This window comes from Streptomyces sp. NPDC102441 (genome assembly GCF_044765585.1).
In the GTDB taxonomy this organism is placed as follows: Bacteria; Actinomycetota; Actinomycetes; order Streptomycetales; family Streptomycetaceae; genus Streptomyces.
The window spans coordinates 40778-57321 of the sequence record NZ_JBIWKH010000027.1 but is presented as its reverse complement, the minus strand read 5'-3'; the positions used below and the strand labels follow the sequence as shown (position 1 = coordinate 57321).

Below are 16544 nucleotides of genomic sequence, written 5' to 3'. Positions count from 1 at the left end.
ATGTCAATCGGTCACACTCTCCTCGGACTCCTGGAGTCCGGCCCCCGCCACGGTTACGACCTCAAGCGCGCCTTCGACGAGAAGTTCGGGCACGATCGTCCCCTGCACTACGGCCAGGTCTACGCGACCATGTCCCGCCTGCTCAAGAACGGGCTCGTCGAGGTCGACGGCGTCGAGACGGACGGCGGCCCCGAACGCAAGCGGTACGCCATCACCGACGCCGGCATCACCGATGTCGCCGCCTGGCTCGCGCAGCCCGAGAAGCCGGAACCGTACCTCCAGTCGACCCTGTACACGAAGGTCGTCCTGGCCCTGCTCACCGGCCGCGACGCCGGCGACCTCCTGGACGCCCAGCGCTCCGAGCACCTGCGCCTGATGCGGATCCTCACCGACCGCAAGCGCCAGGGCGACCTCGCCGACCAGCTGATCTGCGACCACGCCCTCTTCCATCTGGAAGCCGACCTGCGATGGCTGGAACTCACCTCCGCGCGTCTCGGCAAGCTCGCCGAGGTGGTCGCCCCGTGACCCCCGCCGGCTCCCTGCTCGCCGCCCACGACCTCCACAAGACCTACGGCTCGACCCCCGCGCTCGACGGCGCCTCGTTCTCCGTACACCCCGGCGAGGTCGTCGCCGTCATGGGCCCGTCCGGCTCCGGCAAGTCGACCCTGCTGCACTGCCTCGCCGGGATCGTCACCCCCGACTCGGGCACCATCACCTACGGCGGCCGCGAGCTCTCCGCGATGCCCGACGCCGAACGCAGCGCCCTGCGCCGCAGCGACTTCGGCTTCGTTTTCCAGTTCGGCCAGCTCGTCCCCGAGCTGACCTGCGTGGAGAACGTCGCCCTGCCCCTCCGCCTCAACGGCGTCAAGCGCAAGCAGGCCGAACGCACCGCCCTTGAGTGGATGGAGCGCCTGGAGGTCGACGACGTCGCCGCCCAGCGTCCCGGAGAGGTGTCCGGCGGCCAGGGGCAGCGCGTCGCCGTGGCCCGCGCCCTGGTCTCCTCCCCCAAGGTGATCTTCGCCGACGAGCCGACAGGCGCGCTGGACTCCCTCAACGGCGAGCGGGTCATGGAGCTGCTGACCGAGTCCGCCCGCACTGCGGGGACGGCCGTCGTGCTCGTGACGCACGAGACGCGTGTGGCCGCGTACTCGGACCGCGACGTCGTCGTACGCGACGGCCGCTGCCGCGATCTGGAGTACGTCGCATGACCTGGCTGAGGGATCTCGGCCTCGGCATGCGCTTCGCCGTCGCCGGCGGACGTGAGGGCTGGGCCAGGACCGCGCTCACCGCCGTGGGCGTGGGCCTCGGCGTGGCGCTGCTCCTGTTCGCCGCCTCCGTCCCCCATCTGATCGACCAGCGCGACCATCGGAGCCAGGCCCGTGAGGAGGTCAGGTCGTCGCGCGACACGACGGTGCCGAAGTCGGACACCACGGTCCTGCGGATCAGCGCCGGGACCGAATACCGCGGCCGGACCGTCGGGGGCTACCTGATGCGCGCCGAGGGCGCCCGCCCGGCTCTCCCGCCCGGGGTGTCCCACTTCCCCGACGCGCAGGAGATGGTGGTCTCCCCCGCGCTGCGGGAACTCCTGGCCTCACCCGAGGGCGCACTCCTCAAGGAACGGCTGCCGTACCGGATCAACGGAACGATCGCCGACCAGGGCCTGCTCTCCCCGAACGAGTTGTACTACTACGTCGGCAGCGACTCGCTGACCCCCTCGACCGGCGGGCACCGGGTGGCCGGCTACGGGAGCGAAGCCGAGGACGAGCCGCTCCAGCCCGTCCTCGTCGTCCTGACCATCCTGATCTGCGTCGTCCTGCTGGCACCCGTCGCCATCTTCATCGCCACCGCCGTACGGTTCGGCGGGGACCGTCGCGACCGCCGCCTCGCCGCCCTCCGTCTGGTGGGCACCGACATCCGGTCGACCCGCCGGATCGCCGCGGGCGAAGCGCTGTTCGGTTCGCTGCTCGGGCTGCTGACCGGGGTGGCGATCTTCCTCCTGGGCCGCGGATTCGTCAGTCACGTCGAGGTGTGGGACCGCAGCGCCTTCCCGTCCGACCTGGTGCCCGCCACCTGGCTCGCGGCACTCGTCGCCGTCGCGGTGCCCCTGTCCGCCGTGGTCGTCACCCTCGTCGCCATGCGCTCGGTCGCCATCGAGCCGCTGGGCGTCGTACGTCACTCCGGCGGCCGCAGGCGCCGCCTCTGGTGGCGTCTGCTGATGCCGGCCACGGGACTCGCGGTGCTGGGACTGACCGGCCGCGTGGACGACTTCACCCCCGTCAACCCGTACCCCGTCGCAGCGGGCGCGGTGCTGGTCCTGCTCGGGCTCGCACTGCTGCTCCCCTGGATGGTGGACGCGTGCGTGAACCGGCTGCGCGGCGGACCGCTCTCCTGGCAGCTCGCCGTCCGCCGGCTCCAGCTGAACAGCGGGGCCGCGTCCCGCGCGGTCAGCGGCATCACCGTGGCCGTCGCCGGGGCGGTCGCCCTGCAGATGCTGTTCGCCGCCGTCGGCGACGATTTCACGCGCACGACAGGACAGGACCCGACGCGTGCCCAGTTCTACGCCACATCGGACAAGGTCGACGGCGCCGCCGCCACCCGGACCATCGAGGCGTTCCGGTCCACCGACGGGGTGGAAGCCGTCATCGGCACGGTCGAGTCCTATGTGACCAGGCCGGGGACGTACGACGCGGACGACATGACGCCCACCACCTCGCTCACCATCGGCGACTGCGCGACGCTGAAGGAACTCGCCGAGATCGACTCCTGCCAGGAGGGCGACACCTTCGTCGTCCACCCGGACGACAAGGAGATGAGCGGCTGGGTCGACGAAACGGCGCGCAAGGGCAAGGAGGTCGAGCTCAACTCCGAAGTGGAGTTCACACCCGGCGCCAAGTCGGTCCGCTGGACCCTGCCGGCGGACGCCCGGACCGTCATGGAGTCCCCCGACCCGCACGGTGAGGACCACACGGGGATCCTGGCGACGGTCGGCGCCCTCGACCCCCGCACCGTCCCCCACGCCCAGACGATCGCCCAGATCAGGGTCGACGAGAGCGTGGAGGACTCCGCCGAGTTCGTACGGAACACCGCCGCCAGGATCGACCCGGCCATGCAGGTCTCCAGCCTGACCTCGGTGGCACGTGACCGCCAGTACGCCAGTGTGCAGACCGGTCTGCGGCTCGGCGCGGCAGCGACGCTGATGCTCATCGCCGCGTCCATGCTGGTCTCCCAGCTGGAACAGCTCCGCGAGCGCAAGCGGCTGCTGTCGGTGCTCGTCGCCTTCGGCACCAGGCGCGTCACCCTCGGCTGGTCGGTGCTCTGGCAGACCGCGGTGCCGGTGGTCGTCGGCCTCCTGGTCGCGACGGCGGGCGGCCTCGGGCTCGGCGTCGTCATGACATGGATGCTGGACAAGACGGTGACCAAGTGGTGGCTGTTCCTGCCGATGGCGGGAGCGGGCGGGGCCCTGATCGTGGCCGTGACCGTGCTCTCCCTGCCGCTGCTCTGGCGCCTGATGCGCCCGGACGGCCTGCGCACGGAGTGACGGACCGGAGAGGGGTGAGCGCGCCGCGGGGCGCGCTCACCCCTCTTCCCGCACCCGCACCGGAAGCGTCCCCATCGCCCCGCGCAGCGCCGCCGCGAGCTCCTCGAACTCCTCGTGCCGCGCCGAACCCGTCCGCACGGCCAGCGCCACCCGCCGCGAGGGCGCCGGATCCTGGAAGTACCCGGTGGACAGCGCCTCGTTCCGCCCGGTCTCCACCGTCACCGCCGTACGCGGCAGCAGCGTCACCCCGAGCCCGCCCGCGACGAGCTGGACCAGTGTGGAGAGCCCGGCCGCCGTCGTCGTCACCGGCGCCCCCTGCGTGCGCCCCGCCTCCCGGCAGATGTCCAGCGCCTGGTCGCGCAGGCAGTGCCCCTCGTCGAGCAGCAGCAACGGCAGATCCCGCAGCGTCTCGCGCGGCAGACCGGTGCGCCCGGCGAGCTGGTGCTCCTTCTCCATGACGAGCACGAAGTCCTCGTCGAACAGCGGTAGTTCCGTGACACCGGGCACCCCGAGCGGCACGGCGAGCAGCAGCAGGTCCAGCCGTCCTGCGCCCAGCCCCTCCAGCAGCGAGGAGGTCTGCTCCTCATGGACCTGGAGATCCAGGTCCGGGTAGCGCTCATGGACCAGCCTCAGCACGGCCGGCAGCAGATAGGGCGCGACCGTCGGGATGACGCCGAGCCTGAGCACCCCGGTGAACGGCGCGCGCACCGCCTCGGCCTCCTCCATCAGCTCGCCCAGCGCCTCCAGCACCGCCCGGCTCCGCACCGCGAGGCGCTCCCCCGCGGGCGAGAGCAGCACCTTGCGCGTCGTACGCTCGATGAGCTGGACACCCAGTGCCACCTCCAGCGCGGACACCGCTCCGGAGAGCGCAGGCTGACTCATCCCGATTGCTGCCGCCGCGTCCCGGAAGTGCAGATGTTCCGCCACGGCCGCGAAGGCGCGCAGCTGCGAGAGGCTGGGCTGCTTGACCCTAATAGCCTGATTTACATACGCCACTGATAGGCACCTCCGATCATCCCGACCGAGTGTAGCTATTTCCGTGATCAATGCACCCTGTGCCAAGGTGGGGACTGCCCAACCCCCAGGAACACCCTCAAAAGGGGATTTCCTATGCAACAAGGAGTGCGCGTGCTCACTGTCGGTGACCAGTTCCCCCAGTTCGATCTGACCGCTTGTGTCTCGTTGGAGACCGGCAAGGAGTTCGAGCAGATCAACCACAAGACCTACGAGGGCCAGTGGAAGATCGTCTTCGCGTGGCCGAAGGACTTCACCTTCGTGTGCCCCACCGAGATCGCCGCCTTCGGCAAGCTGAACGACGAGTTCGCCGACCGTGACGCGCAGATCCTCGGCTTCTCCGGTGACTCCGAGTTCGTGCACCACGCCTGGCGCAAGGACCACCCGGACCTGACCGACCTGCCCTTCCCGATGCTGGCCGACTCGAAGCACGAGCTCATGCGTGACCTCGGCATCGAGGGCGAGGACGGCTTCGCGCAGCGCGCCGTCTTCATCGTCGACCAGAACAACGAGATCCAGTTCACGATGGTGACCGCCGGTTCCGTGGGCCGTAACCCCAAGGAGGTCCTGCGGGTCCTCGACGCCCTGCAGACCGACGAGCTCTGCCCGTGCAACTGGACCAAGGGCGAGAACACCCTCGACCCGGTCGCCCTTCTCTCCGGTGAGTGAGCTGATACCGACATGGCACTCGACGAACTGAAGTCCGCCGTTCCGGACTTCGCCAAGGACCTGAAGCTGAACCTCGGCTCGGTCATCGGCAACAGCGAACTCCCGCAGCAGCAGCTGTGGGGCACCGTCCTGGCCTGCGCGATCGCCTCGCGCTCGCCGAAGGTGCTGCGCGAGCTGGAGCCGGAGGCCAAGGCCAACCTCTCCGCCGAGGCGTACACCGCGGCGAAGTCGGCCGCGGCGATCATGGCGATGAACAACGTCTTCTACCGCACCCGGCACCTGCTGTCGGACCCCGAGTACGGCAACCTCCGTGCGGGCCTGCGGATGAACGTCATCGGCAAGCCGGGCGTGGAGAAGGTCGACTTCGAACTGTGGTCGCTCGCCGTCTCCGCGATCAACGGCTGCGGCCAGTGCCTGGACTCCCACGAGCAGGTGCTGCGCAAGGCCGGCGTGGACCGTGAGACGATTCAGGAAGCCGTCAAGATCGCTTCGGTGATCCAGGCGGTCGGCGTGACCCTCGAAGCCGAGGCCGTGCTCGCCGAGTAGTACCCATGAACGAGAAGGGCCCCGAGGACGACCGACCGTCCCTGGGGCCCTTCTTATGTCACTTTCCCGGCTCGTCCACCGGGTTCTGCCGCTCGCCCCTGTCCTCGGGTTCCTCGGCCGGCCGGACGGAGGGCGGCTCCGTCGGCGGCAGGGCCGAGAGCGCCGTGGCGCCGTGCGGGCCCGGCCCCTGGAGCGCGGCCGTGTCCTGGCCGTACGAGCGCAGATAGCCGACCACCGTGTTGGTCACCGCGACCAGGGGTACGGCGACGACCGCACCGCCGATGCCGGCGACCATGCCGCCCGCCGCGACCGACAGCACGACGGCCAGCGGGTGGACGCGTACGGCGCGGCCGAGGATGAAGGGCTGCAGGATGTGACCCTCGATCTGCTGCACGGCGAGCACCACGATCAGCACCATCAGCGCGGTGAACACGCCCTGGGTGACGAGTGAGACGACCACGGCGAGGGCGCCGGAGACCACGGCGCCGACCAGGGGGATGAAGGCGAAGAGGAAGATGAAGACGGCGAGCGGCACCGCCATCGGCACATCGAGGAAGTAGATCCCGAGACCGATGAAGATCGCGTCGATCAGGGCGACGATCACCGTGCCCCGCACATAGGCGGTCAGTGTCCGCCAGGCGCGCGGTCCGGCCCCCGCGACGCCCGGCCGGGCCTGGGAGGGCACCAGCTTGAGCACCCACTGCCAGATGCGCTTCCCGTCGTAGAGCAGGAAGAGCGTCGAGAACATCGCCAGCAACAGCCCGGTGAGCACCTCCACCATCACGGTGACGCCCTGGAGTCCGGCGGAGGTGATCTCCTCCGTGTTGGTGCCGATGGTGTCGCTGAGGTTCTTCGCGATGTCGTTGATCTGCTGCTCGGTGACATGGAACGGGCTGTCCAGGAGCCAGCGCTTCAGCTCGTCGATGCCGTCACGGACCCGGTCCGAGAGGGTGTCCAGATTGTCCATCACCTGCCAGACGACGAACCAGCCGACCAGGCCCATGACGACGAAGCCGAGCACCGCCGTGACCGCGGTGGCCAGACCGCGCGGCAGCCCGAGCCTCCTCAGCCGTACGACGGTCGGCTGGAGCATCGCGGTCACCAGCAGGGCGGCGACGAACGCGAGGACGACCAGCTGGACGGCGCTGATGATGCGCATGAGCACCCAGAGCGTGCCGGCCAGGACCAGCAGCCGCCAGCCCGCCTCGGCGGCCACGCGCATCCCCCAGGGGATCGCGACCACCGGGTCGGGCTTGGCGGCCACCGAGGGGGCGTAGGAGGGCGGGGGCGGCACCTGGTCGGCCGCGGGCTTGGAGAGGGTCGAGGACGAGCCGCTCACCGCGTCCGCGTCGGCACGGCGTTCGTCCTCGGCGCGGCGTTCTTCCAGGCGCGCCCCGATCTCGGTGAGTTCGGCGCCCATCCGACCGAGCCAACCCGGAAGTTTCGACATGGATTTTTTCCTTCCCCCAATCGCTCCACGCACGCCCCCGGAGCTGTCCGGACGACCGTACACGCGAGAAGCCCCGCGCCGTAGGACGGTGCGGGGCTTCCCGGGGTTGAGCGCGGAACCGTACGGGGCTCCTAGTAATAGTTGTTGGCCTGCCAGAAGGACCAGGCGCCGCAGGGGCTGCCGTAGCGGCTGTCCATGTAGTTGAGGCCCCACTTGATCTGGGTGGCCGGGTTGGTCTGCCAGTCGGAGCTGACCGACGCCATCTTCGACCCGGGATTCGCCTGCACCAGGCCGTACGCGTCCGAGGCGGGGTTGGCCGCCTGGTAGTTCCACGTCGACTCGTGGTTCACGATGTTGCTGAAGCACTGGAACTGGTCCGCGGGGACCATCTGGCGGGCCATCGCCTGCACTTCGGCCACGCTGTAGGAACCCTGCGCCGAGAAGGAGGAGGCGTCGCGGACGGAGTCGCGGCTCGCACGCTTGGCGTCCTCCTTTGCCTGGCGCTCCGCCTCCAGCTTGTCCTCGGCAGCCTGCTTCTTCGACTTGGCGTCCTTGGCGGCCTGGACGCGGGCTGTCTCCTCGGCGGACTTCTTCGCTGCCGCGTCGGCCGCGGACGCCTGGGCGTCGGCCTGCTGCGTCAGCGAAGCGGTCTGCACCTGGGCCTGCTGGCCCGCGGGGATGTCTGCGAGCAGCGTGGTGTCGGCTGCGGCCGCATCGAAGTTGTTGTCGTCAGCAGCGGGAGTGCTGCCCGACGCAACGCCTACGACGGCGCCTACGGTGGTTACGGCGGTGGCGGATGCCACGGCGAACCCCCGGACCGAGATCCGGCTCACACGGTGTCCTTCCAGCATCGCCCGCTTAGGTGACCTCGCGGGCGCAATCGTGCCCTTGACACTGGCCTCCCTAAAGCTTGGGTCACGGGAGGCACGGGCCCGGTGGGCGACTCCCTTGCGGGAGCGCCGCGTGGTACTCGCGGGCGGCATACGGGCGGCAAGTGTTGAGTTGTGTGGTGCGTGGCGCCTCTGGAGGTGCCCAAGTGCCGTATGCGGGGCCTGACGGAAGCAAGACTCTGCCGGAAGGACACGGCGCGTTGCAATTCTGTGCCGCGTGTGAAAGCTCACACCCCGTTTGGCGCACGACTTTCTCGGAAATGACGGCGCAGCACAATGCCGCCCGGCTAAGCTCCTTGGCTCGCCGGGCGGCATCTATGGGGTGTTACCGGTCAGATGTGGCCGTCCTCCAGCATTTCGGTCACCAGCGCGGCGATCGGTGAACGCTCGGAGCGGGTGAGCGTGACATGCGCGAAGAGCGGATGCCCCTTCAGTTTCTCGACCACGGCGACGACTCCGTCGTACCGGCCGACCCTGAGGTTGTCCCGCTGTGCCACGTCATGGGTGAGCACCACCCGTGAATTCGCCCCGATACGGGACAACACGGTCAGCAGGACGTTCCGCTCCAGTGACTGCGCCTCGTCCACGATCACGAACGCGTCGTGGAGCGAACGGCCCCGGATATGGGTGAGCGGCAGGATCTCCAGCATCCCGCGCCCCAGCACCTCTTCGATGATCTCGCGCCCGGCGACCGCCGACAGCGTGTCGAAGACGGCCTGCGCCCAGGGGCTCATCTTCTCGGACTCGCTGCCGGGGAGATAGCCGAGCTCCTGCCCGCCGACCGCGTACAGCGGCCGGAAGACCATCACCTTCTGGTGCTGCCGGCGCTCCAGCACGGCCTCCAGGCCCGCGCAGAGCGCCAGGGCCGACTTGCCCGTGCCCGCCCGGCCGCCCATGGACACGATGCCGACGTCCTCGTCGAGGAGGAGATCGAGCGCGATGCGCTGCTCGGCGCTGCGGCCGTGGATCCCGAAGGCCTCCCGGTCGCCCCGCACGAGACGCACGTTGCCCTCTGCCGTGACCCTGCCGAGCGCCTTGCCGCGCTCGGACTGGAGGACCAGCCCGGTGTGCACGGGGTACTCGGCGGCTTCGGGGACGTACAGGGTCTCCTCACCGAACAGCAGGTCGACCTGCTCGGCGGCGAGGGTGAGCTCCGCCATCCCGGTCCAGCCGGAGTCGGTGACGGCGAGTTCGGCGCGGTACTCCTCGGCGAGGAGGCCGACCGAGGACGCCTTGATCCGGAGCGGCAGGTCCTTGGAGACGACGGTGACGTCGTATCCCTCGGCCTGGAGATTGCGCGCGACCGCGAGAATCCGTGAGTCGTTGTCCCCCAACCGGTAGCCGGCCGGCAGGACGCCGGGGTCGGAGTGGTTGAGTTCGACACGGAGCGACCCGCCCAGATCCCCGAGCGGGATCGGGGCGTCCAGCCGGCCGTACCGGACGCGGAAGTCGTCCAGCAGGCGCAGGGCCTGCCGTGCGAAGTATCCGAGCTCGGGGTGATGCCTTTTGGCCTCCAGCTCCGTGACCACGACGATCGGCAGCACGACTTCGTGCTCGTCGAACCGGGTCATGGCGTTGGGGTCGGCCAGCAGGACGCTGGTGTCGAGAACATAGGTGCGCCTGTCGGGCATGCGGCGCTTAGTGCTGGTCACCACGGAAGGACGTACCCCCTCGGACGAGGTCGGGGAGTGCGACGGACGTCGCGGAACTTCCCAAAGGGAGAGGACGGACCGGGTTCGGACCCCGTGCGCGGGCCGAACACCGGCCCTCCGCGTCGGCCGCACGGTGTGCGGTCCTTCGTGTGCAAAGGGCCTCCCGGGCGAGCGGGCTGGGTGCCGCTCACTTGGCTGCGACGTCCGCCTGGTTGCTGACCGGACGTCGACCTGAGAGCTGTATTCCCTCGAAGACGGGAAGCCATGCCCCTGCCTGCGACAAGGCTCTTCCGTTCGGATCAGTCCGGGCCGGGCGGGCCGCCGCCCTCAGGCCCCGTAGCGCCGGTGCCGCGCCGCGTAGTCACGCAGGGCGCGCAGGAAGTCGACCTTGCGGAAGGCCGGCCAGAAGACCTCGCAGAAGTAGTACTCCGAATGGGCGCTCTGCCAGAGCATGAAGCCCGACAGCCGCTGCTCCCCGCTCGTACGGATCACGAGGTCCGGGTCGGGCTGTCCGCGGGTGTAGAGGTGCTCGGAGATCAGGTCCGTGGAGACGACCTCGGCGAGCTCCTCGAAGGTCGTACCCCGGGCGGAGTGCTCCAGGAGGAGGGAGCGGACGGCGTCCGCGATCTCCTGGCGTCCGCCGTAGCCGACGGCGACATTGACGATTATCCCGTCGATGCCCTCGGTGGCCTCCTGCGCCTCCTTGAGGACGGTCTGGGTCCGGGCGGGCAGCAGGTCGAGCGTACCGACGTGGTGGACGCGCCACCGCCCGTCGGACGCCAGCTGACGCACGGTGTTCTCGATGATGCCGAGCAGCGGGATGAGCTCCGCCTCCGGCCGGTCGAAATTGTCCGTGGACAGCAGCCAGAGGGTGACGACCTCGACATCCGTCTCGCTGCACCAGCCGAGCAGCTCCGAGATCTTGTCGGCCCCGGCCTGGTGTCCCTCCACGGCCGAGCCGCCGGACGCCTTCGCCCACCGACGGTTGCCGTCGAGGATGACTCCGATGTGCTTGGGCACCTGGTCATGGTCCAGGCGGCCTTCCACCCGGCGTGCGTAGAGCCCGTACACCAGGTCGCGCAAGTTCACTGAGTTCACCCTCTCGGTTCCGTACGGGCCCCAGGCCCGTCCTCCCCCTCGCGGGGGGTCCGGGGCCGTCCCCCGGGGGATCACCGTGCGGTCCGCACACCGCGCTCTCGCGCCGCGGACCGGCATGTCCCGAAGCGGCCACATTACTGCGGTGGGGTCACGGGGGCCCAACCCGGTCTGTCACAAGTCCGTGATAAGGAGTGAAACGTGACTGATTCCCTTTCTTACCTCCCCGACCCGTCGCGTTACGACTCCATGGAATACCGCCGGACCGGCCGCAGCGGGCTCAAACTGCCGGCCGTCTCTCTCGGCCTCTGGCACAACTTCGGCGACGACCGGGGCCTCGGCTCCCAGCGGGCGATCCTGCGCCGCGCCTTCGACCTCGGTGTGACCCACTTCGACCTGGCGAACAACTACGGCCCGCCGCCCGGCTCCGCCGAGCTGAACTTCGGCAAGCTCTTCAGCCAGGACTTCGCCCCGTACAGGGACGAGCTCGTGATCTCCACCAAGGCCGGCTACCGGATGCACCCGGGTCCTTACGGGGAGTGGGGATCCCGTAAGTACCTGCTGTCCTCGCTCGACGCCTCCCTGCAGCGGATGGGCCTCGACCACGTCGACATCTTCTACTCCCACCGCTTCGACCCCTCCACCCCGCTCGAGGAGACGATGGGTGCGCTCGCCTCCGCCGTGGGCCGGGGCAAGGCGCTGTACGCGGGTGTGTCCTCCTACAACGCGGCGCAGACCGCCGAGGCGGCACGGATCCTCAAGGAGATGGGTGTGCCCGCCCTGATCCACCAGCCTTCCTATTCGATGGTCAACCGCTGGGTGGAGGCCGACGGGCTGCTCGACACCCTGGAGACGGCCGGCATGGGCTGTATCTCCTTCGCTCCGCTCGCCCAGGGGCTGCTCACCGGTAAGTACCTGACGGGCATCCCCGAGGGTTCGCGCGCCAGCCAGGGCAAGTCCCTGGACCCGGGCCTGCTGTCCGACGAGATGGTGCGCCGGCTGCGTGGGCTGAACGACATCGCGCGGGGCCGGGGGCAGTCCCTCGCGCAGCTGGCGCTCAACTGGGTCCTGCGTGACAGCCGTATGACCTCGGCCCTGATCGGCGCGTCGAGCGTGAAGCAGCTGGAGGAGAACGTGGCCGCGCTCGCGGCACCGGCGCTGACCGCCGCCGAGCTGAAGGAGATCGACACCTTCGCCGTGGACACCGCGAGCACCAACATCTGGGCCAACCGCGGCTGACGCCAGGCACCCCTGTCCCCGGAACAGAATCCGGGCACAAAAAAACGGGCCGGTCCGTGGGGGGGGTTACGGACCGGCCCGAGGGGGGGTTTCCACCATAACCCTTCGTAAGTGCTGCTGCGTGCCACGGCACGAAATAATCACTCTCCGAATTCGGCGGACTGCGCTGTGGGCACGTCTCCGGAGGCCTGACGGGGCATCGGGTCGTGCCCTACAGGACAGTTTCCGTCCGGTGTGGCACCAGCGCCGCTCGGGGAAGCGGATCGCGGTCACCGTGGAGCCTCTGACTCCGCTGGACGCCGGTCGGACGCGGGCGCTGGAGGAGCAGGTGGAGGCGTTGGGCGAGGTTCTGGAGGGGGCTCCGGAACTGACGGTGGGAGAGGTGACCGTGGGCGCTCACGCATAGGGGGCCTGCCGTGGCTCAGCCGGAGACGAAGCGGATCACCACCGTGTCGCCGCCGCCGATCACGAAGTCGCCGTTCTCGCACCGGATCACCGCCTCGCGCACCTCGCCGTGCTCGTCGCGCCGCTCCTGCGTGCCGAGCACCGTCCAGGCGCCGCCGTACGGAGGGGGAGGCAGCCGGCCCAGCTGCTCGAACTGCCACTGGCCGGCGGGCACACACCAGTCGGGGAGGCCGGGCCAGGACCCGGAGGTGATGCTCAGCGTGTGGTCGGAGGCGCAGGTCAGCAGCACCGACTGCCCGCCCTCCAGCACGAATTCGACGGCTTCCGGCTCCCCCGCGCGGCCCTCGGGCCGGTAGAACAGGCCATGTACGGCGATGATCCGCGCACCCATGAGCCAGTCGGCCTTCCCGTGGCGCGGCCGGCCGGCCGGCGGGCTGATCTCTCCGCCGGGCGTTTCCCTTCCCACCGACATGACCTGCTCCTTCGTTGTGCGCTCAACCACCAGGGTCGCACTACTCATGGCTAGACGGAGGTGCAGGTCATGCCGTTGCATTCGGGGCCTGTGAAGCCGCGCTCAGCGTAGGGGGGTTGGAGGGACCCCCGGTTTCCGGGCCTCGATCAGGAAGCGGGCGCTGTGCGCGACGAACGGCCCTTCTTCCTCGATCTGCCGGTGCAGGGAGCGCAGTTGCGTCAGGTAGGCGGCGACGGTGAAGCCCGGAACCATCCAGATGACCTTGCGCAGGAAGTAGACGACGGCACCGATGTCGAGGAACTCGACACGCAGCCGCTCGGCGCGCAGATCCGTCACCTCCAGCCCGGCGGCCTCCGCGTCGTCCCGGGCGCGCCGCGGGTCGCGGGCGGCGCGCTGCTCGGACGAGAGCGGGCCGAGGAAGTACTCGACGAGCTCGAACACGCTCTCCCGGCCGACCTGCTGGGAGAAGTACGTGCCTCCGGGTGCCAGGACCCGGGCGATCTCGTCCCACCACGTCGTCACCGGATGCCGGCTGACGACCAGGTCGAAGGCCCGGTCGGCGAAGGGCAGCGGCGGCTCGTCGGAGTCCGTGACGACCGCGGCGCCGCGTGGATGCAGCAGGGCCGTGGCGCGGGCGACGTTCGGCGGCCAGGACTCGGTGGCCACGGTGAGCGGCGGCAGGACGGGCGCGGAGGCCAGGACCTCTCCTCCCCCGGTCTGGATGTCGAGCGCGGCCCCGGCCCGTGCCAGCCGGTCCGCCATGGCGTGCGCGTACCCCCAGGAGGGACGCTGCTCCGTGGCCCGCCCGTCGAGCCACGAGAAGTCCCAGCCGTCGACGGAGACGGCGTCGGCCTCCTCGACGAGGGTGGCGAAGCGGTCGTCGGAGGCGGAGGAGCCGGAGGGGTCGGAGGGGTCGGAGAGTGCGGACGATCCGGTCATACGGGAAGGGTGTCAGGCCGCCACGGCCCGGCGCGACCTGATATTCCGCACATCCGTACGCGGGGTGAGACTCAGGCAGCGAGTCCTCCGAACAGCAGGCCGGTCAGCGCACCGGCGATCATGAACGGGCCGAAAGGGATGCCGGTTTTGCGCCCTGCGCGTCGCACCAGCATCAGTGCCACCCCGTACAGCGCGCCGAACAGGAACCCGGCGAAGCCTCCGGCGCAGAGCACCGCCCAGCCGTACCAGCCGAGTGCCACACCCAGCGCGAGGGCGAGCTTCACGTCACCGAAGCCCATGCCGTCCGGGTTGAACAGGAAGAGCAGGAGGTAGAACCCGCCGAGCGCCGCTCCCCCGAGCAGGGCCGAGGTCCAGGATCCGCCGGGCTCGGGCAGCAGGGCCGCACCGCCCAGGAGTACGGCGGTGGCGCCGGCCAGCGGCAGCGTCAGAGCGTCGGGGAGCCGGTGGACGCGGCGGTCGATGACGGCGAGGAGCACGGCGACGGGGGCCAGCAGCAGCCAGACGGCGGCCTCGGGGCGGGTCCCGGTGGCGGCGGCGAGAGCCACGCAGGCGAGCACGGTGATCACAGGGGTGAGCACCGCGGGGGCGTAGCGGCCACGCGCGGCGGCCGGCGCCGGAGCCCCGGGGGCCGCGCCTCCCCGGAGCGAGGGGACGGCCACGGCGCACGCAGCGCATCTGGTCGAGCCGAGCCAGCCCCTGGCGGGTCCGGTGAGCGCGTGCCCGGCGGGGCAGGCGTCCCTCCAGGCCTCCTCGGGCTCGACGGAGAAGCGGTACGCGGCGCGCGGGAGCAGCAGCCCGGCGGCGGCTCCCCAGAGCGCGGCGACCGCGATCAGTGTGGCGTCCACGGTGACGAGCCTAATCGGGCCCGTGCGGCGGGGCCTTGGGCCCGGGGGCCCGCTGGGCGCCGTTCGGCGCGGCGGCTACGGTCGCTTCCCATGGGGAAATGGCGTGACGGCGGCGGGACACTGACGGTCGGGACGGACTCCGAGGTGCGGGAGGTGCCGCTGCGCGTCGCCGCCTCGTACCGGGCGCGGACGCGTGGGCTGCTCGGTGCCGGCGGCGTGGACGGCGCGCTGCTGATCACCCCCTGCGGGAGTGTGCACACCTTCCGGATGCGGTTCACCATCGATGTGGCGTATCTGGACCGGAAGTTCAATGTGCTGGCGGTCCGCACGATGAGGCCCGGACGGCTCGGCCTGCCCAGGCTCCGCGCCCGCCATGTGGTGGAGTCGGAGGCCGGGGCGATGGAGCGGTGGGGCCTGCGGCCCGGGACGCGGGTGCGGGTCTCCGTACCGGCTACGGGAGCTTCGCCGCCTGCGCGGTGACGAGGCCGGCCGGGATCTTCGGTGCTGTTCCGGTCAGGTGGAAGTCGGCCGTGAAGAAGGTGACGACCGGGCCCGTGGGCCCGACTCATGGCGGCCCGGGCCCCAGGAGCGTCCACGCGCCGTACGCGGCGGAGCCGAGGGCGAGCACGGCGACGACCGTGCCCGTGCGCACCGTCGTGCGCAGCCCCGCCAGCGCGACGGCCGGGGGCAGGAGCAGGGGGAAGGCGGGCATCATCAGGCGCGGCCGGGAGCCGAAGTAGCCGGAGCCGATGAGCGAGATGACGACGATCGCGATGCCGTACACCAGCACGGGCAGCGGCTGCCGCTGCCTTACACACAGGAACACCAGCCACCCCAGCAGCCCCAGCGCGGCGCAGAGTCCGAGGGCGGCGGGGAGCGGCAGTCCGGCGATGAACAGGGCCAGCGCACGGCCGCCGTCGATGCTGTTGCCCCACTGCGCCTGGACGTCGAAGTACGCGAGCGGGCTGCCCTGCCGTACGGCGACGAACACCACGTAGACCAGCCACCCCAGCGGCGCCAGGCAGACCCCCAGCAGCATGCGCGCGTTCCGGCGCACCAGCCCACGCCGGTCGCCCGCCCGCCACTCCCGTACGAGGGCCACGGCGGCGTTGAGCGCGAGCGCCGCGACGAGCGCGGCCGCCGTGGGCCGGGTCAGCCCGGCGAGCACGCACAGCGCGCCCGCGGCGATCCAGCGGCCTCTGAGCACGGCGTACAGGGACCAGGCGGCGAGCGCCGTGAACAGCGTCTCGGTGTACGCCATCGACTGCACGAAGGCCGTCGGGTACGCCCCCCACAGCGCGGCCAGCACCACCCCGGCCCGGTGCCCGTACAGCCGGGCCCCGACGGCGAAGATCCCCCAGGCGGCGAGGAGCCCCGCGAGCCAGGCGACGGCGATCCCGGCGCCCTGGACGGTGAAGGGGGTGACCGCGGCGAGACCGCGTTCCAGGGCCGGCAGGAGCGGGAAGAAGGCCAGGTCAGGGTGGACGCCGCCGGCGGGGAGGGTGACGGTGTACCCGTAACCGTCCTCGGCGATCCGCTGGTACCAGACGGAGTCCCAGCGCCCGCCCAGCAGGTGCAGGGCGTCCTTCCCGGCGGCCGACGCCGAAGCCCAGAAGACGAGGAGCCCCACGGCCCTGACCGCCGCGTAGGCGCCCAGGGCGGGCGCGGCGGCGGTGAGCAGGGCCCTGGCGCCGGGCACGGTGCTGCGGGGTTCGGACGGCGCCGGGCGGGCACGCGTCTGCTGATCGGGCATGGGGCTGATTATGAGC

Annotated in this window: 16 protein-coding genes and 1 pseudogene; 8 read left to right on the top strand and 9 right to left on the bottom strand. The window is 70.7% G+C overall.

What is annotated here, in order from left to right:
• Genes ACIREO_RS38545 through ACIREO_RS38535 form a run of 3 tightly spaced genes read left to right on the top strand, consistent with a single transcriptional unit; the run spans position 1 to position 3538 of the window.
• Positions 1–525 (top strand): PadR family transcriptional regulator, encoded by a 525-nt coding sequence (locus ACIREO_RS38545; protein WP_404119422.1) that lies wholly within the window; start codon positions 1–3, stop codon positions 523–525.
• Positions 522–1208, top strand: a complete 687-nt coding sequence (locus tag ACIREO_RS38540) for an ABC transporter ATP-binding protein (protein ID WP_404119420.1) — start codon at positions 522–524, stop codon at positions 1206–1208. Before ACIREO_RS38545 ends, ACIREO_RS38540 begins: the two co-directional genes overlap by 4 nt.
• Positions 1205–3538, top strand: a complete 2334-nt coding sequence (locus ACIREO_RS38535) for an ABC transporter permease (protein ID WP_404119417.1) — start codon at positions 1205–1207, stop codon at positions 3536–3538. The genes ACIREO_RS38540 and ACIREO_RS38535 overlap by 4 nt, the downstream gene beginning before the upstream one ends.
• Positions 3539–3574: 36 nt before the next feature.
• On the opposite strand, the gene ACIREO_RS38530 is transcribed toward ACIREO_RS38535, so the two are convergent.
• On the bottom strand, positions 3575–4534 hold the full coding sequence (locus tag ACIREO_RS38530; RefSeq protein ID WP_404119415.1) for a LysR substrate-binding domain-containing protein: 960 nt from the start codon (positions 4532–4534) through the stop codon (positions 3575–3577).
• A 132-nt stretch (positions 4535–4666) separates the two neighbouring features.
• Between ACIREO_RS38530 and ACIREO_RS38525 the strand changes: the two genes are divergently transcribed.
• Positions 4667–5221: a peroxiredoxin gene (locus ACIREO_RS38525; RefSeq protein ID WP_404119412.1), complete on the top strand. Its 555-nt coding sequence runs from the start codon at positions 4667–4669 to the stop codon at positions 5219–5221.
• Between the two features lie 12 nt (positions 5222–5233).
• The gene (locus ACIREO_RS38520; RefSeq protein WP_388750756.1) at positions 5234–5767 is read left to right on the top strand and encodes an alkyl hydroperoxide reductase; all 534 of its coding nucleotides are present in this window, start codon (positions 5234–5236) and stop codon (positions 5765–5767) included.
• A gap of 58 nt (positions 5768–5825) precedes the next feature.
• Here ACIREO_RS38520 and ACIREO_RS38515 read toward each other — a convergent pair whose 3' ends face one another.
• The 4 genes from ACIREO_RS38515 to ACIREO_RS38500 all read right to left on the bottom strand — a co-directional run bounded on the left by ACIREO_RS38515 (position 5826) and on the right by ACIREO_RS38500 (position 10848).
• Positions 5826–7217 (bottom strand): AI-2E family transporter, encoded by a 1392-nt coding sequence (locus tag ACIREO_RS38515; RefSeq protein ID WP_404119410.1) that lies wholly within the window; start codon positions 7215–7217, stop codon positions 5826–5828.
• Between the two features lie 131 nt (positions 7218–7348).
• Entirely contained in the window at positions 7349–8050 is a 702-nt protein-coding gene (locus ACIREO_RS38510) for a transglycosylase SLT domain-containing protein (protein ID WP_404119407.1), read from the bottom strand.
• A gap of 389 nt (positions 8051–8439) precedes the next feature.
• The gene (locus ACIREO_RS38505) at positions 8440–9762 is read right to left on the bottom strand and encodes a PhoH family protein (RefSeq protein ID WP_404119404.1); all 1323 of its coding nucleotides are present in this window, start codon (positions 9760–9762) and stop codon (positions 8440–8442) included.
• A 324-nt stretch (positions 9763–10086) separates the two neighbouring features.
• Complete coding sequence (locus tag ACIREO_RS38500) at positions 10087–10848, bottom strand: isoprenyl transferase (RefSeq protein ID WP_404119401.1); 762 nt, start codon at positions 10846–10848, stop codon at positions 10087–10089.
• Positions 10849–11055: 207 nt separating this feature from the next.
• Here ACIREO_RS38500 and mgrA point away from each other — a divergent pair, with 207 nt between their 5' ends.
• Both mgrA and ACIREO_RS38490 read left to right on the top strand, forming a co-directional pair.
• On the top strand, positions 11056–12093 hold the full coding sequence (mgrA, locus tag ACIREO_RS38495; protein ID WP_404119399.1) for an L-glyceraldehyde 3-phosphate reductase: 1038 nt from the start codon (positions 11056–11058) through the stop codon (positions 12091–12093).
• A 232-nt stretch (positions 12094–12325) separates the two neighbouring features.
• Positions 12326–12499, top strand: a pseudogene (locus ACIREO_RS38490) (winged helix DNA-binding domain-containing protein); the annotation flags it as partial.
• A gap of 15 nt (positions 12500–12514) precedes the next feature.
• On the opposite strand, the gene ACIREO_RS38485 reads toward ACIREO_RS38490, so the two are convergent.
• The 3 genes from ACIREO_RS38485 to ACIREO_RS38475 form a co-directional block, all read right to left on the bottom strand.
• Positions 12515–12970: a hypothetical protein gene (locus tag ACIREO_RS38485; RefSeq protein ID WP_404119396.1), complete on the bottom strand. Its 456-nt coding sequence runs from the start codon at positions 12968–12970 to the stop codon at positions 12515–12517.
• Between the two features lie 102 nt (positions 12971–13072).
• Complete coding sequence (locus ACIREO_RS38480) at positions 13073–13909, bottom strand: class I SAM-dependent methyltransferase (RefSeq protein WP_404119395.1); 837 nt, start codon at positions 13907–13909, stop codon at positions 13073–13075.
• 71 nt (positions 13910–13980) lie between these two features.
• Entirely contained in the window at positions 13981–14775 is a 795-nt protein-coding gene (locus tag ACIREO_RS38475) for a prepilin peptidase (RefSeq protein WP_404119392.1), read from the bottom strand.
• 90 nt (positions 14776–14865) lie between these two features.
• On the opposite strand from ACIREO_RS38475, the gene ACIREO_RS38470 reads away from it, so the two are divergent.
• Positions 14866–15255 carry a DUF192 domain-containing protein gene (locus tag ACIREO_RS38470; RefSeq protein WP_404119390.1) on the top strand — a complete coding sequence of 130 codons (390 nt, stop codon included), beginning with the start codon at positions 14866–14868 and terminating at the stop codon, positions 15253–15255.
• Positions 15256–15340: 85 nt separating this feature from the next.
• Here the strand turns inward: ACIREO_RS38470 and ACIREO_RS38465 are convergent, their stop codons facing one another.
• Positions 15341–16528 (bottom strand): hypothetical protein, encoded by a 1188-nt coding sequence (locus ACIREO_RS38465; protein WP_404119387.1) that lies wholly within the window; start codon positions 16526–16528, stop codon positions 15341–15343.
• Between the last annotated feature and the right edge of the window lie 16 nt (positions 16529–16544).

Coding starts and splice junctions, on each gene's coding strand:
- ACIREO_RS38470 (WP_404119390.1), top strand. CDS start 14,866: ATGGGGAAATGGCGTGACGGCGGCGGGACACTGACGGTCGGGACGGAC.
- ACIREO_RS38535 (WP_404119417.1), top strand. CDS start 1,205: ATGACCTGGCTGAGGGATCTCGGCCTCGGCATGCGCTTCGCCGTCGCC.
- ACIREO_RS38465 (WP_404119387.1), bottom strand. CDS start 16,528: ATGCCCGATCAGCAGACGCGTGCCCGCCCGGCGCCGTCCGAACCCCGC.
- ACIREO_RS38545 (WP_404119422.1), top strand. CDS start 1: ATGTCAATCGGTCACACTCTCCTCGGACTCCTGGAGTCCGGCCCCCGC.
- ACIREO_RS38480 (WP_404119395.1), bottom strand. CDS start 13,909: ATGACCGGATCGTCCGCACTCTCCGACCCCTCCGACCCCTCCGGCTCC.
- ACIREO_RS38515 (WP_404119410.1), bottom strand. CDS start 7,217: ATGTCGAAACTTCCGGGTTGGCTCGGTCGGATGGGCGCCGAACTCACC.
- ACIREO_RS38485 (WP_404119396.1), bottom strand. CDS start 12,970: ATGTCGGTGGGAAGGGAAACGCCCGGCGGAGAGATCAGCCCGCCGGCC.
- ACIREO_RS38520 (WP_388750756.1), top strand. CDS start 5,234: ATGGCACTCGACGAACTGAAGTCCGCCGTTCCGGACTTCGCCAAGGAC.